The sequence below is a fragment of the Micromonospora sp. NPDC048907 genome, assembly GCF_055586885.1.
Genome location: NZ_JBVJHI010000004.1, coordinates 723,254 through 736,892 on the forward strand (window position 1 = coordinate 723,254; position 13,639 = coordinate 736,892).

Below are 13,639 nucleotides of genomic sequence, written 5' to 3' on the forward strand. Positions count from 1 at the left end.
GTGCGGCGGTGCGAACGGGTGGGTGGAACCGGGGTGGCTCAGCGGTCCGGCGCGCGGCGGGCGCGCAGCCGGGCGGCGACGGTGCGGACGGCGCCGTGCAGGCCGCCCGGCGCGGCGAGCATGACGACGATGAGGATCAGGCCGAACACGGCCAGCGCGAGGTTGCCCTCCAGCCGCTGGGCCAGGCCGCCCGACAGGCTGAACGTCTCGGTGAGCAGGCTCGGCAGGTCCTGGAGCGCGACCAGCAGCACCGCGCCCCAGACCGCGCCGGCGAGGCTGCCCAGGCCGCCGATCACGATGGCCATGAGCAGGAACAGCGACAGCTCCAGGGGGAACTTGCCCGGCGCGACGGTGGCGGTGAGCACCGCGTACACGCCGCCGCCGAGGCCGGCGCAGCCGGCGCTGACCACGAAGGCGAGCACCTGGGTCCGGGCGACGTGGATGCCCGCGAGCCGGGCGGCCACCTCGTCGTCGCGCACGGCGCGCAGCGACCGGCCGAAGCGGCTGCGCACCAGGTTGGCCAGGAGCAGGACGGTGAGCAGCGCGGCGAGCAGCGCGACCCAGGCCAGCCAGCGTTCCGGCTGGAAGTAGGCGCCCAGGAACGCCGGCGGGGTCTCCGCCGGGAAGCGCAGGCCCTGCTCGCCGTTGAAGACCCCGGTGAAGATCGTGCTGACGGCCGGCACGAGCGTCGCCACCGCGAGGGTCACGCCGGCCAGGTACGGCCCGCGCAGCCGGGCGGCCGCCAGACCGATGACCAGGCCGGCCAGCGCGGTGGCCGCCACGGCGGCCAGCAGCGACAGCGGCAGGATCCACCGCCCCTGCACGCCTCGCTCGTCGAACCCCCGCTGCACGAGCGCCACCGTGTAGGCGCCGGTGGCCATGAGCGCCCCGTGCCCGAGGGAGAGCTGGCCGTTGAGCCCGACCAGCACCGTGTAGCCGGCGGTGACGCAGAGGAACGCGCAGACCCGGGCCACCTGAAGGTTCTGGTACGGCGGGAGCTGGTTGGTGAGCAGCACGACCAGGGCGCCGGCGAGCACCGCCCCGGCCAGGTGGCGCAGCAGGGTGGACCCGCGCGGGCCGGTCGTGGCGGGCGCGCCGGGCAGCAGCCGCCGCAGCGGGGACGGCCGGGCGGACCGGTCCACGTCGGACCGGGTGGAGGGGCGGGTGGCGGTCACACGTGCCTCGCCTTCGCGCTGGAGAAGAGCCCGCCGGGGCGGACCAGGAGGACGGCCAGCAGCAGGACCAGGACGGCCAGCGGGGTGGTGTCCGGGCCCAGGTAGCCGGTGACGTACGACAGGATCAGGCCGACCAGCAGGCCGCCGACCACCGCACCGGCCGGGCTGTCCAGGCCGCCGACCACGGCGGCGGTGAACGCGACGACGAAGACCAGGTCCATGGCGTGCGGGTGCAGGCCCAGCCCGGTGGGGACGACCAGCATGCCGGCGAGCGCGCCGACCGCGGCGGCGAGGGCCCAGCCGAGGGTGAGCATCCGGGTGACGTCGACGCCGAGCAGCCGGGACACCTCGGGGGCGAACGCGGCGGCCCGCATCCGCAGGCCGATCGGCGTGCGGGTGAACAGCAGCGCGAGCAGCACCACGACCACCAGCACGGCGCCGAGCACCCACAGGTCGTACGGGGACAGCGCGGCGACCCCGCCGAGGGTGAGCGCGTCGGTGTCGAACGGGGCGGGGGCCGGCCGGTAGCCGTTGCCGAAGACCATGCCGAGCACCGCCTGGATGACCAGCACCAGGCCGAGCGCGACGATCACCTCGTTGAGCGGGTTGACGTGCCCGACGAAGCGCATGAGCACCCGCTCGACAAGCGCGCCCAGCAGCAGTCCGGCGACCACGGCCGCGCCCAGGCCCAGCCAGTAGGAGCCGGTCGCGGACGCCACCGCGTAGCCGACGTACGCGGTGGCCACGGCCATCGCGCCCTGGGCGAAGTTGACCAGCCGGGCGGCCCGCCAGATGAGCACCAGGGCCAGGGCGAACGCGGCGTAGACCGCGCCGGTGGAGAGCCCCCCGAAGGTGAGGAACAAGAACCGGTCCAATGCGGATCCTTCCTGCTCGCCGGGCCGTCAGAACCCGAGGTACGCGTGCCGGAGCTGGTCGTCGTCGCGCAGCCGACCCGCCGGCGCGGCGGTCACCACCCGGCCGAGCGACATCACCACGCCCTGGTCGGCGACCGAGAGGGCGCTGCGCACGTTCTGCTCGACCAGCAGCACCGTCAGCCCCCGCTCGTCGCAGAGCCGGCGCAGCAGCGCCATGATCTGCGCGGTCACCTTGGGGGCCAGGCCGAGCGACGGCTCGTCGAGCAGCAGCAGCCGGGGGCGGGCGATCAGCGCCCGGCCGAGGGCGAGCATCTGCCGTTCCCCGCCGGAGAGCTGGTGCCCGGCGTGCCGGCGCCGACGGGCCAGGGCCGGGAACAGCTCGTACACCTCGTCCTGGGCCCGGCGGGCGTCGGCCCGGTCGCTGCACCAGAGGCCGCCGAGGCGCAGGTTCTCCTCCACGGTCAGCTCGGCCACCACGCCCCGCCCCTCGGGGACGTGCGCCAGGCCGCGCCGGACCAGCCGTTCGACGCGGACGCCGCGCAGGTCGGCGCCGTCGAAGCGGACCCGGCCGCCGGTGGGCCGGAGCAGACCCGACAGGGTACGCAGCAGGGTCGTCTTGCCGGCGCCGTTGGCGCCTAGCACGGCGGCGATGGTCCCGGCGGGCACCGCGAAGGTCACGTCCCGCAGCACCGGCACCGGCCCGTAGCCGGCGCTGACCGCCTCGACCTCCAGCACCGCGGTCACGACCCGGCCCCCGCGGCCCCGGCCGGCACGTCGGCGCCGAGGTAGGCCTCGGTGACCAGCGGGTCGTCGCGGACCTCGTCGGGGGTGCCGGCGGCGATGACCCGGCCGAAGTCGAGCACCACCAGCTCCTGGCAGACGGCCATGACCAGGTCCATGTGGTGCTCGACGAGCATCACGGAGCAGGCGCCGCCGGCCCGTTCGGGCAGGGTGCGGATCAGCTCGGCCAGCTCGTTGACGTCGTCGGCGCCCAGCCCGCCCGCCGGCTCGTCGAGCAGGAGCAGGCGGGGCCGGGCGATCAGGGCGCGGGCCAGGGCGACCCGCTTGCGCACCGCGTAGGGCAGGGTGGCCGGGGCCGCGCCGGCGTGCGCGGCGACGCCCAGCTCGGCGAGCAGGTCGAGGGCCTCCTGGCGCAGCCGCCGCTCGTCGCGGTCGCTGCGGGGCAGGCCGAACAGGGCGGTGGCGAAGCCGGCGCGGGCCGCGTGGCTGGCGCCGGCCACCACGTTCTCCAGCACGGTGAGCCCGGGGAACAGGCCGACGCCCTGGAGCGTGCGGGCGATGCCGAGCCGGGTCAGCCGGTGCGGGCGGGGCCGGAACGGGCGACCGTCCAGGGTGAGCGATCCGCTGGTCGGCGGGACGAAGCCGCAGACCACGTTGAACAGGGTGGTCTTGCCGGCGCCGTTGGGGCCGATCACGCCGACGATCCGGCCGGGCGGGACCCGCAGCGAGACGTCGTCGAGGGCGACGAGCCCGCCGAACCGGACGCCGACACCGTGCAGCGCCAGGTCGGTTCCGTCCGCGGGAGTGGGGGGTGGGGGCATCTTCACCTCGGGAGAGGACGCGGCGTCGGGGGTGCGCGGTGCGGCTCGGGCGAAGCGGGAAACTTATTACACCGGGAGTGTACTTTTCGGCGAGGGTTCGTCAATGCCTCCCGGCGGCGGCGGGGATATCGACGCGATCACGATTCCGGCGGGTACCGGAGGTGCACCCGCCGTGCGGGGTGCGCCGGGTCAGCCGGCGGCCGGGGCGGGCACCCGCAGGGTCCGGACCTGGCCGGTCCGCGCGCCGCCGGCGAGCGCCTCGGGGCTCCACTGTGTGGTGACGAGGTGGAGGGTGCGCCCGTCCGGGCCGCCGAGCGCGCAGGCGAAGCAGCCCCGGTCCAGGTCGACCCGGTCGAGCACCCGGCCGCCCTCGGCGACCCGCACGGCACACCGGTTCGGCACGTCGCCGTACCAGACGGCACCGGCGGCGTCGAGGCAGATGCCGTCCGGCGCGGAGTCCGGCACCGCCGCCCAGACCCGCCGTCCACCGAGCGTCCCGTCGGCTCCCACGTCGTACGCGGTGAGCCGGCCGGCGTACGACTCGGCGACGATCAGGGTGCGCCCGTCGGGGGTGAGCACCATCCCGTTGGGGAAGGCCAGGTCGCCGGCGACCAGCCGGGTGCCGCCGTCCGGCGCGACCACGGCCACCGCCCCGGGCCGGTAGTCCCCGGCGGGGAAGTCGAAGCCGATGGTGTTCACGTAGGCGTTGCCCCGGGCGTCGGTGACCACCTCGTTCCACGGGTGCGGGACGAGCGCGGCCAGGTCGGCGTGGGTCCGCAGCACGCCGTCGGGCTCCCGGCGCAGCAGCCGCCCGGCGCCGCCGGCGACCACCAGCAGCCGGCCGTCCGGCAGCCAGTCGAAACAGATCGGCAGCCCGTCGACCCGGGCGACCACCTCGGTCCGGCCCGCCGCGTCGACGGTCAGCACCTCCCCGGCGCCCCAGTCGGCCAGCCAGAGCCGCCCGTCGTGCCAGCGGGGCGACTCGCCGAAGGCGAGCCCGTCGACCAGGATCTGCGGTGCGCTCACGGGTGACTCCTCAGCAGGTCGCGGGAGCGGCCGAGGAACTCCCGTTCGGCGGCGTTGCCGGTGCGCGCGATCGCCGCGTCGTACGCGGCCGCCGCCTCGGCGGGCCGGTCGAGGCGGCGCAGCAGGTCGGCGCGGACGGCGTGCAGCACGTGGTAGCCGGCCAGGTCCAGCCGGTCGACCTCGGCCAGCGCGGCGGCCGGGCCGGCCACCTCGGCCAGCGCGACGGCCCGGTGCAGCGCCACCACCGGCCCGGGGGCGTGCGCCCGGAGCTGGTCGTAGAGGGCGAGGACCTGCCGCCAGTCGGTGTCCGCGGCGGTCGGCGCGTCGCTGTGCACCGCGTTGATCGCGGCCTGGATCTGGTACGGGCCGGGGCGGTCCCGCCGCAGGCAGCGCCGCACGAGGGCCTGCCCCTCGGCGATCAGCGCCCCGTCCCACCGGCTCCGGTCCTGCGCGCCCAGCGGCACGAGCGTGCCGTCCGGCCCGGTCCGCGCGCCCCGCCGGGCGTCGGTGAGCAGCATGAGGGCGAGCAGCCCGAGCACCTCCGGCTCGTCCGGCATGAGCGCGGCGAGCAGCCGCCCCAGCCGGATCGCCTCGTCGCACAGCTCGCCGCGGACCAGCCGCTCCCCCGCGCTGGCGGTGTGCCCCTCCGTGAAGATCAGGTAGACCACGGCCAGCACGGCCCGCAGCCGGTCGGGCAGGTCGGCGTCCCGGGGCACCCGGTACGGGATGCCGGCGTCCCGGATCTTCGCCTTGGCCCGGACCAGGCGCTGCGCCATGGTGGGCTCCGGCACGAGGAACGCCCTCGCGATCTCGGCGGTGCCGAGCCCGCCGAGCAGGCGCAGGGTCAGCGCCACGCGTGCCGCCGGGCCGAGCGCAGGGTGGCAGCACGTGAAGATCAGTCGCAGCCGGTCGTCGCGCACGGGACCCTCCTCGGCGGGCGGCTCGGGGGCGTGCAGGAGGGCCGCCTCGGCGTGCCGGTCGGCGCGGGACGCCTCGCGGCGCCGCCGGTCGATCGCCCGGTTCCGGGCGGTGGTGATGATCCAGCCGGCCGGGCTCGGCGGCGGGCCGTCGACGGCCCACCTGTCGACCGCGGCGGCGAACGCCTCCTGGACCGCCTCCTCGGCGAGGTCGATGTCGCCGAGCAGGCGGACCAGGACGGCGACCGCGCGGCCGTACTCGGCGCGGAAGACCCGTTCGACGTCGCTGGGGCCGCTCATCCCTCGCCCTGGAACGGGCGCACCTCGATCGGCAGGGTGGTGGCCAGGGCGTACCGGCGGCCCCAGTCGAGCGCGGCGTCGAGGTCGGGGGCGGTGATGATGGTGAACCCGCCCAGGTACTCCTTGCCCTCGACGTACGGGCCGTCGGTGACGAGCACCTCGTCGCCCTGCGCGCGCAGCACGGTGGCCGTCTCCGGGGCGTGCAGGCCGTTGCCGAACACCCAGCAGCCGGCCTCCCTCAGCTCCCGGCCGACGGCGTCGACCTCGCGCATCACCCCGGCCAGGAACTCCGGGTCCGGCCGGCCGGCGCCGGCCGGCTGGTACACGCTGATCAGGTACTGCTTCACGCGCGTCTCCTCACCCCGCGGCGGCGGCCCGGTGCCGCCCCTCCACCCTCCACACGAACGGCGGACCCCGGTATCGACACACCGGCGGAGAGAATTCCACCGTCTCCGGGTATCCCGCGCCGTGCACGGCAACCGGGCGGTCGCGGTCGCGCAGGCACGATCCTCTCCCTGCCGGGCGACCACCGCGAGTTCTGTGTTCCACTCCTGACATGTCCCTGCCCGAGCTACGCGACCTGCTGGAACGGCACGCACGTCCCGATCTGACGACTGCGGTCGACGGCGTCCGGATCTGCAAGATCGACCCCGGCGCTCCGCCGGTGACCTCGATGTCGGGCACCGTTCTGGCGATCATCGCCCGGGGCGGCAAGCGCCTCGCGCTGGCGGACCGGGTGTATGAGTACGGCGTCGGTCAGTACCTCGTCGCCTCGGTCGATCTCCCGGTGACGGGGCACGTCGTCGACGCGGGCCCGGGCGAGCCCGCACTCGGTTTCGGAATGACCCTGGAACCGGCCGCCGTCGCCGAACTGCTGCTGGAGGCCGGGCCGGGGGATCTGCCGGGTTCCCCCGGTACCGCACGGCCGGGGATCGCGGTCAGTGACGCCCCGGACGAGTTGCTCGACGCTGTCGTGCGGCTGCTGCGCCTGCTCGACCGGCCCGGGGACCGGAAGGCACTGGCCCCGTTGTACAAGCGCGAGATCCTCTGGCGGTTGATGACCGGCGAACAGGGTGACCTCGTCCGCCAGCTCGGCCTCGTGGACAGCAGCCTCAGCCACATCACCCGGGCGGTGCGGTGGATCCGGGAGAACTATGCCCGGCCGTTCCGCGTCGAGGAGCTGGCGCAGCTCTCGGGGATGAGTGTGTCCGCTTTCCACCGGAACTTCCAGGCGGTGACGGCGATGGGCCCGATCCAGTACCAGAAACACCTCCGCCTGCAGGCGGCGAGACTGCTGCTGGCGAACAACCCCCACGACATCACCGGCGTGGGCAGTCGCGTCGGATACGACAATCCGTCCCAGTTCAGCCGGGAGTACCGGCGCCTGTTCGGCGTTCCGCCCAGCATCGACGCGGCACGCATCCGTGGCGGAGCCGGCCCCGCCGCCGGCTCGCCGGCGTTGCCCTGAGATCGCCGGAGCGAAGAGGATCGTGCAATTACCCAAGACGATTCTGCTAGCACGGGGATTGCGGCTTTGTTTTGCTGGAAGTACCACCGGAACGGACACGGGATTCCGGACTAGTGCTGGCAGAACAGGAGGCAAGGAATGAAGGTCGGTGGACACTCCATTACCGCCTCCAGGGGGAGAAGCATGGATTACCACACCCTGGGCCGGACCGGAAACGACGGGGCGATAATGTCCGTCGACGACGAACGGCCGGTGAGACCGTGACCGTGGATGACGCCGTCGCGCGAGCACTCGCCATCGGACCGGACTCCTCCCCGGCTGAGCGCACCATCGACATCACCACGCTGGGCGCCCGCACCGGAATCCCGCGCCGCATCGAGATCTGGTTCCACCGCGTCGACGGCCGCTGGTACCTCAGCGGCATGCCCGGACCCCGCAGTTGGTACGCGAACCTGCGCGCCAACCCGCGGTTCATGGTGCATCTCAAGCACGGGGTCGAAGCCGACCTGCCCGCGACCGCGGTGCCGGTCGACGAGCCGACCCGACGGCGAGTGATCACCGCAATCCTCGACCTCCAGAACCGGCCCGAGATCGCCGCGCGGGTCGCCCGGCGCCAGGAGTTCGACGACTGGTTCGCGCGCAGCCCGCTGGTCGAGATCGTGTTCGACGACGAGGAACTGCGGACGGCGTCCTCGGCACGATCCGCGTAGTCGGAGGCTCAGGGACGGTCATTCTCTCGTCCGCCGCCTGGTCGGGTTCCCGGCCTCGCCGCGGCGGTTTCTTTCGCGCCGCGCGCCGTTCGTTGGCGCCGGCCGCTCAAACGCACGCCTCCACAGGAGATCACACCATGAAATACCGCTCGCTGGGCCGGACCGGAATCCAGGTCAGCCCCTACGCTCTCGGCACCATGATGTTCGGCGCCATGGGAAACCCCGACCACGACGACTCGATCCGGATCATCCACCGGGCGCTGGACGCGGGGATCAACATCATCGACACCGCCGATGTGTACTCCCAGGGCGAATCCGAGGAGATCGTCGGCAAGGCACTCAAGGGCCGCCGCGACGGCGTCGTGCTCGCCAGCAAGGTGCACTACCCGATGGGCGACGACCCGAACCACCGGGGCAACTCACGACGCTGGATCATGACCGCGGTCGAGAACTCCCTGCGCCGACTGCAGACCGACCACCTCGACCTCTACCAGATCCACCGCCCCGACCCGGCGGTCGACGTGGAGGAGACGCTGTCGGCGCTGTCCGACCTGATCCACAGCGGCAAGGTCCGAGCGGTCGGTGCGTCGGGTTTTCCGGCCTCGGAGATCGTCGAGGCGCAGTGGGTCGCCGAGCGGCGTGGCCTGGAGCGCTTCCGCACCGAGCAGCCGCCGTACTCGATCGTCAACCGGAGCATCGAACGCGAGGTCCTGCCGATCTGTCTGCGCTACGGGATGGGCGCGCTGGTCTGGAGCCCGCTGGGCCAGGGCCTGCTGACCGGGCGGTACCGCAAGGGCCAGCAGGCCGACACCCATCGGTCCGGCGCCATGCCGCAGCACTTCAGGGACGAGCGCAAGCTCGACGTGGTCGAACGGCTCATCCCGCTCGCCGAAGGGGCCGGCCTGCCGCTGACCCACCTCGCGATGGCGTTCGCGATCGCCCACCCGGGCGTGACCTCGGCGATCCTCGGGCCACGCACCATGGAACAGCTCGACGGCCTGCTCGCCGGCGCCGGTGTCACCCTGGACGACGAGATCCTCGACCGGATCGACGAGATCGCTCCGCCCGGTACGGACGTCGCTCCCAACGACGTGGCCTACACCCCGCCGGCCGTCTCGGACGTGAGCCTGCGCCGCCGGCCGATCGACGAGCGTTCCGCGGCCTGAGACGACGGCTCCGGCGACAGCCGCCCGAAGAACGTTGGGCGGCCCTCGACCATCCCGGTCCGCACGTCGGCGGTCTCCGCGTCCGTCTTCGACCCGCACTCACCGCCCTCGTACGACAGCAGCGACACGGTGCTGGCCGACCTCCGCCGGCCTCTCAGAGGACAAAGAAAATCTTCCATGTCTCTATTGAAAAGTTTCTCCACCCTGTGACCTAATGTTGACAGTTCCTTTCGTCACACTCCCCCAACCCCCAGGGAGGAAAGATGAACCGTCCCCTCCGATCGGCGCTGCGTACGGCCGCCACGGCCCTGCTCGCCACCGTCACCCTGGCCGCCTCGGCCCTCGTCGGCGCGACACCCGCCAGCGCCGCACCGGCCGGCCTGCCCGGCATGGACGTCTCCAGCCACCAGGGCAACGTGAACTGGTCCGGTGCCTGGAACAACGGCGCCCGGTTCGCGTACGTGAAGGCGACCGAGGGCACCGGCTACATCAACCCGTACTTCGCCCAGCAGTACAACGGCTCCTACAACGTCGGGATGATCCGTGGCTCGTACCACTTCGCGCTGCCCGGCAACTCGAGCGGCGCCACCCAGGCCAACTACTTCGTCGACCACGGCGGCGGCTGGTCCAAGGACGGCAAGACGCTGCCCGGCGCGCTCGACATCGAGTACAACCCGTACGGCGCCACCTGCTACGGGTTGAGCCAGGCCTCGATGCGCAGCTGGATCGCCTCGTTCGTCAACCAGTACTACGCGCGCACCGGCCGGTGGGCCACCATCTACACCACCACCGACTGGTGGAGCACCTGCACCGGCAACACCTCGCAGTTCGCGGCGAACAACCCGCTGTGGATCGCCCGGTACTCCAGCAGCGTCGGCACGCTGCCGGCCGGCTGGGGGACGTACTCCTTCTGGCAGTGGTCCTCCTCGGGCGTCTTCCCGGGTGACCAGAACGTCTGGAACGGCACCCTGGACCGGCTCAAGGTGCTGGCCTGCAACGGACCCTGCTGATCCGCCCGGGGTGGCGGGCGGTCCCGTCCCGCCGGCGCCTGCGCGCCGGCACCGGAACCGCCCGCCACCTGGCGTCCGTCCCCGACGAGGAGGCCCCGATGTCCGTTCCCGTTCCCCGGCGGGCCGTGCTGCGCGGCGCGGTCCTGCTCGGCGCCGCCGCCGGCGCCACCGCGCTGACCCAGTTCGGCGCCGACCACGAGGCCCGGGCCGTCGCCGCCCGGATCGACCAGCCGACCATCGCCAACTGTGCGACCTGGGGCGCCCGCCCGCCGTCCTCCGCGGTGAGCGTGGTGCAGAGCCGACCCAACAAGATCATCATTCACCACACGGCGTTCCCGAACACCACCGACTACAGCCTCGCGCAGGCCTACCGGAACTCGCGCGACATTCAGAACCTGCACATGGACAGCAACGGCTGGCTCGACTCCGGCCAGCACTTCACCAACAGCCGCGGCGGCTACCTCACCGAGGGCCGGCACGGCAGCCTGTACGGGCTGCTGCACGGGCAGACCATGGTGCAGGGCGCGCACTGCGTCGGCCAGAACAGCCAGGCCATCGGCATCGAGAACGACGGCATCTACCTCGATGTGCAGCCCCCGCAGGCGCTCTGGAACAGCCTGGTGTGGTTCTGCGCCTTCACCTGCCAGCAGTACGGCATCCCGCCGACCGAGATCTACGGGCACAAGGACTTCAACAGCACCCAGTGCCCCGGCCTGCTGCACGACCGGCTCCCGGAGCTGCGCAGCACCGTCGCCGCCCGCCTCGGCGCCTGACCGGAGGGGCGGGACGCCCGAGCGGCGTCCCGCCCCTCCGCTCGCCGCTCGCCGCTCGACGCTCGCCTCGGATCTTGGACACGTGGCGTTCCTCTCGGACGGAAACTGTCCAAGATCACGGCGCTCCCCTCGCCCGTCGGCCGTCGCCGATCGGGCGACGTCGCTGTTACAGCGCTCGCTTATATAAGCCCGGTCTGATAGAAAGGGGTCGTGCACGCCTTCGACGTCCTCGGGGATCCGGTCCGACGCCGGATCCTGGAGCTGCTCGCCGAGGGCGAGCAGCCGGCCGGCGCGCTCGGCGCCACCGTCCAGCGGGAGTTCGGCATCAGCCAGCCGGCCGTGTCGCAGCACCTCAAGGTGCTGCGGGAGCACGGCTTCGCGACCGTGCGCGCCCAGGGCACCCGCCGCCTCTACGCGGTGGACCCACGCCCGCTGCGCGAGATGGACGAGTGGCTGGCGGGCTTCCGCCGGTTCTGGACGCCGCCGCTGGCGGCGCTCGCCACCGAACTGGCCCGGGGCCGGCGCGAACGGCGGCTGCGCGCAAGCGACTCCGACGAGAGGACCACATCATGATCGACGTAATGGGGCAGATCAGCGACGTGGAGCGCCGGCTGGGCAGCCGCACGCTCCCCGCCGGCGAGGCCCGGGTGCTGACCATCAGCCAGACGTACGACGCGCCGGTGGAGGACGTCTGGGACGCCTGCACCAGCGCCGAGCGGATCCCCCGCTGGTTCCTGCCGGTCTCCGGCGAGCTGAAGCTCGGCGGGCGCTACCAGCTGGAGGGCAACGCCGGGGGCACGGTCGAGCGCTGCGACCCGCCGCACAGCTTCGCCGCGACCTGGGAGTTCGGCGGGGAGGTGAGCTGGATCGAGGTGCGGCTCACCGAGGCCGGCGCCGGGCGTACCCGGTTCGAGCTGGAGCACGTGGCGCACGTGGACGACGAGCGGTGGGCCCAGTTCGGGCCCGGCGCGGTCGGCGTCGGCTGGGACGGGGCGCTGCTCGGGCTGGCCTCCCACCTCGCGGCCGACGGCTCGGGGATCACCCCGGAGGAGGCCGTCGCCTGGATGGGCTCGGACGAGGGCCGCCGTTTCACGACCGAGGCCAGCGCCCGCTGGACCGAGGCGAGCATCGCCGCCGGCACCCCGGCCGACGAGGCCCGCGCCGCCGGCGACCGGACCACCGCCGCCTACACGGGCACCCCGGCCGCCTGATCGTGCATCGATCGTGCCCGTGCCGGCCGATCCGGCACGGGCACGATCAGGGGATCAGGCGGGATGGAACTCGTGCACGACCTCGATGCGCCCGACGAGGTTCGCGTTGAGCAGCGGCACGTCCTCGGCGGGGATCCAGAGTTCCCGGATCTCCCGGCCACCGACCTGGCGGACCGGGTAGCGGTCGGCGACGTCGCGCCGCGAACGGATTCAGGCGCCGGGAAAATGCGGCGGCGATCTGTCGGTGCCCTCGGGCAGACTGGCGGTCGTGCCGATCCGATCCGTCGCCGAGCTGACCGCCGCCGTCCACTCCGGAGCCCGGGTGAGATACCTGCACTTCTGGGGGCACCGCCCGCAGCGCGACGGCAGCGTCGGCGCCGGCTGCCTGAGCCAGTGGTGGCCCGCGCCGTTCACGGTCGACGGCCGCACGTACGCCACCGCCGAGCACTGGATGATGTGGCACAAGGCCACCCTGTTCGGCGACGACGGGATGGCCGAGCGGGTGCTGACCGCCACGCACTCGCAGCGGGCCAAGGCGCTCGGCCGGCAGGTCCGCGGCTTCGACGAGGCGGTCTGGGCGGCCCGCCGCTACGACGTCGTGGTGGCCGGCAGCGTGGCCAAGTTCGGCCAGCACGAGCAGCTGGGCCGGTTCCTGCTCGGCACCGGCGAGCGGGTGCTGGTCGAGGCGAGCCCGGTGGACCGCGTCTGGGGCATCGGGCTGGCGGCCGACGACCCGCGCGCCGCGGACCCGGCGCGGTGGCGGGGCGACAACCTGCTCGGCTTCGCCCTCATGGAGGCCCGCGCCGCCCTCCGCGCCGACGCCGAAGCGCTCGGCCAGGCCCGGGGCGGGCCCGCGAGCGGGTGACGGGCGCACCCGGGCGGCCGGGCGGGTAACGTGCAGCGGCGTGACCTCCGCCGCGTACTCGCACTGCTCGTTCTGCGGCGCGGCCTACCCGGCGGAGGCCGGGTGGCCGCGCGTCTGCCCGGCCTGCGGGGAGACGGTGTGGCGCAACCCGCTGCCCGTCGCGGTCGCCGTGCTGCCGGTCCGCACCCCGGACGGCCTCGGCGTGGTGGTGGTCCGCCGGGACATCGAGCCGGCCCGCGGCCAGCTCGCCCTGCCGGGCGGCTTCATCGAGTACGGCGAGGAGTGGTCCGAGGCGCTGGTCCGCGAGCTGCGGGAGGAGACCGGCCTGCTCGCCGAGGCCGAGGAGGCGCGGCTGTTCGCGGTGCACGGGGCGCCGGCCGGCGGCACCATGATGGTCTTCGGCGTGCTGCCCGAGCGGCCGGTCGGTGACCTGCCCCCGTCGGCGCCGACCGAGGAGGCCACCGAGTGGCTGGTCCTCACCGAGCCGGTCGAGCTGGCGTTCTCCACGCACACCCGGGTGCTTGCCGATTTCCTCGCCGGCCAGCACGCCGGCTGACCCCGGCTGAACCGGCCAGCACGCC

Annotated in this window: 16 protein-coding genes; 9 read left to right on the plus strand and 7 right to left on the minus strand. The window is 73.7% G+C overall.

What is annotated here, in order from left to right:
* Positions 1-38: 38 nt before the first annotated feature.
* The 7 genes from ACZ6PY_RS17325 to ACZ6PY_RS17355 form a co-directional block, all read right to left on the minus strand.
* A complete protein-coding gene (locus ACZ6PY_RS17325; protein WP_466073263.1) occupies positions 39-1,175 on the minus strand; it encodes a branched-chain amino acid ABC transporter permease in 1,137 nt (378 codons plus the stop codon).
* Positions 1,172-2,050: a branched-chain amino acid ABC transporter permease gene (locus ACZ6PY_RS17330; RefSeq protein ID WP_466073265.1), complete on the minus strand. Its 879-nt coding sequence runs from the start codon at positions 2,048-2,050 to the stop codon at positions 1,172-1,174. The genes ACZ6PY_RS17325 and ACZ6PY_RS17330 overlap by 4 nt, the downstream gene beginning before the upstream one ends.
* 27 nt (positions 2,051-2,077) lie before the next feature.
* Complete coding sequence (locus tag ACZ6PY_RS17335) at positions 2,078-2,794, minus strand: ABC transporter ATP-binding protein (protein ID WP_466073266.1); 717 nt, start codon at positions 2,792-2,794, stop codon at positions 2,078-2,080.
* The gene (locus ACZ6PY_RS17340; protein WP_466073267.1) at positions 2,791-3,612 is read right to left on the minus strand and encodes an ABC transporter ATP-binding protein; all 822 of its coding nucleotides are present in this window, start codon (positions 3,610-3,612) and stop codon (positions 2,791-2,793) included. The genes ACZ6PY_RS17335 and ACZ6PY_RS17340 overlap by 4 nt, the downstream gene beginning before the upstream one ends.
* Positions 3,613-3,801: 189 nt before the next feature.
* Positions 3,802-4,638, minus strand: coding sequence for an SMP-30/gluconolactonase/LRE family protein (locus tag ACZ6PY_RS17345; RefSeq protein WP_466073269.1), 837 nt, complete (start codon positions 4,636-4,638; stop codon positions 3,802-3,804).
* Positions 4,635-5,855 carry an RNA polymerase sigma factor gene (locus ACZ6PY_RS17350; protein ID WP_466073271.1) on the minus strand — a complete coding sequence of 407 codons (1,221 nt, stop codon included), beginning with the start codon at positions 5,853-5,855 and terminating at the stop codon, positions 4,635-4,637. The genes ACZ6PY_RS17345 and ACZ6PY_RS17350 overlap by 4 nt, the downstream gene beginning before the upstream one ends.
* A complete protein-coding gene (locus ACZ6PY_RS17355; protein WP_466073272.1) occupies positions 5,852-6,202 on the minus strand; it encodes a YciI family protein in 351 nt (116 codons plus the stop codon). Before ACZ6PY_RS17355 ends, ACZ6PY_RS17350 begins: the two co-directional genes overlap by 4 nt.
* Positions 6,203-6,411: 209 nt before the next feature.
* Here ACZ6PY_RS17355 and ACZ6PY_RS17360 point away from each other — a divergent pair, with 209 nt between their 5' ends.
* The 9 genes from ACZ6PY_RS17360 to ACZ6PY_RS17400 all read left to right on the plus strand — a co-directional run bounded on the left by ACZ6PY_RS17360 (position 6,412) and on the right by ACZ6PY_RS17400 (position 13,614).
* Positions 6,412-7,323, plus strand: coding sequence for an AraC family transcriptional regulator (locus ACZ6PY_RS17360; RefSeq protein WP_466073274.1), 912 nt, complete (start codon positions 6,412-6,414; stop codon positions 7,321-7,323).
* Between the two features lie 260 nt (positions 7,324-7,583).
* A complete protein-coding gene (locus ACZ6PY_RS17365) occupies positions 7,584-8,033 on the plus strand; it encodes a nitroreductase/quinone reductase family protein (RefSeq protein ID WP_466073276.1) in 450 nt (149 codons plus the stop codon).
* A gap of 137 nt (positions 8,034-8,170) precedes the next feature.
* Positions 8,171-9,199, plus strand: a complete 1,029-nt coding sequence (locus tag ACZ6PY_RS17370; RefSeq protein ID WP_466073278.1) for an aldo/keto reductase — start codon at positions 8,171-8,173, stop codon at positions 9,197-9,199.
* 263 nt (positions 9,200-9,462) lie between these two features.
* A complete protein-coding gene (locus ACZ6PY_RS17375; protein WP_466073280.1) occupies positions 9,463-10,209 on the plus strand; it encodes a lysozyme in 747 nt (248 codons plus the stop codon).
* Positions 10,210-10,307: 98 nt separating this feature from the next.
* Entirely contained in the window at positions 10,308-10,982 is a 675-nt protein-coding gene (locus ACZ6PY_RS17380; protein ID WP_466073281.1) for a peptidoglycan recognition protein family protein, read from the plus strand.
* Positions 10,983-11,192: 210 nt separating this feature from the next.
* Complete coding sequence (locus ACZ6PY_RS17385; RefSeq protein ID WP_466073283.1) at positions 11,193-11,555, plus strand: ArsR/SmtB family transcription factor; 363 nt, start codon at positions 11,193-11,195, stop codon at positions 11,553-11,555.
* Positions 11,552-12,193, plus strand: a complete 642-nt coding sequence (locus ACZ6PY_RS17390; RefSeq protein WP_466073285.1) for an SRPBCC family protein — start codon at positions 11,552-11,554, stop codon at positions 12,191-12,193. Before ACZ6PY_RS17385 ends, ACZ6PY_RS17390 begins: the two co-directional genes overlap by 4 nt.
* Before the next feature lie 268 nt (positions 12,194-12,461).
* Entirely contained in the window at positions 12,462-13,058 is a 597-nt protein-coding gene (locus ACZ6PY_RS17395) for an NADAR family protein (protein WP_466073287.1), read from the plus strand.
* A 40-nt stretch (positions 13,059-13,098) separates the two neighbouring features.
* Positions 13,099-13,614, plus strand: coding sequence for an NUDIX domain-containing protein (locus ACZ6PY_RS17400; protein ID WP_466073289.1), 516 nt, complete (start codon positions 13,099-13,101; stop codon positions 13,612-13,614).
* Positions 13,615-13,639: the final 25 nt, after the last annotated feature.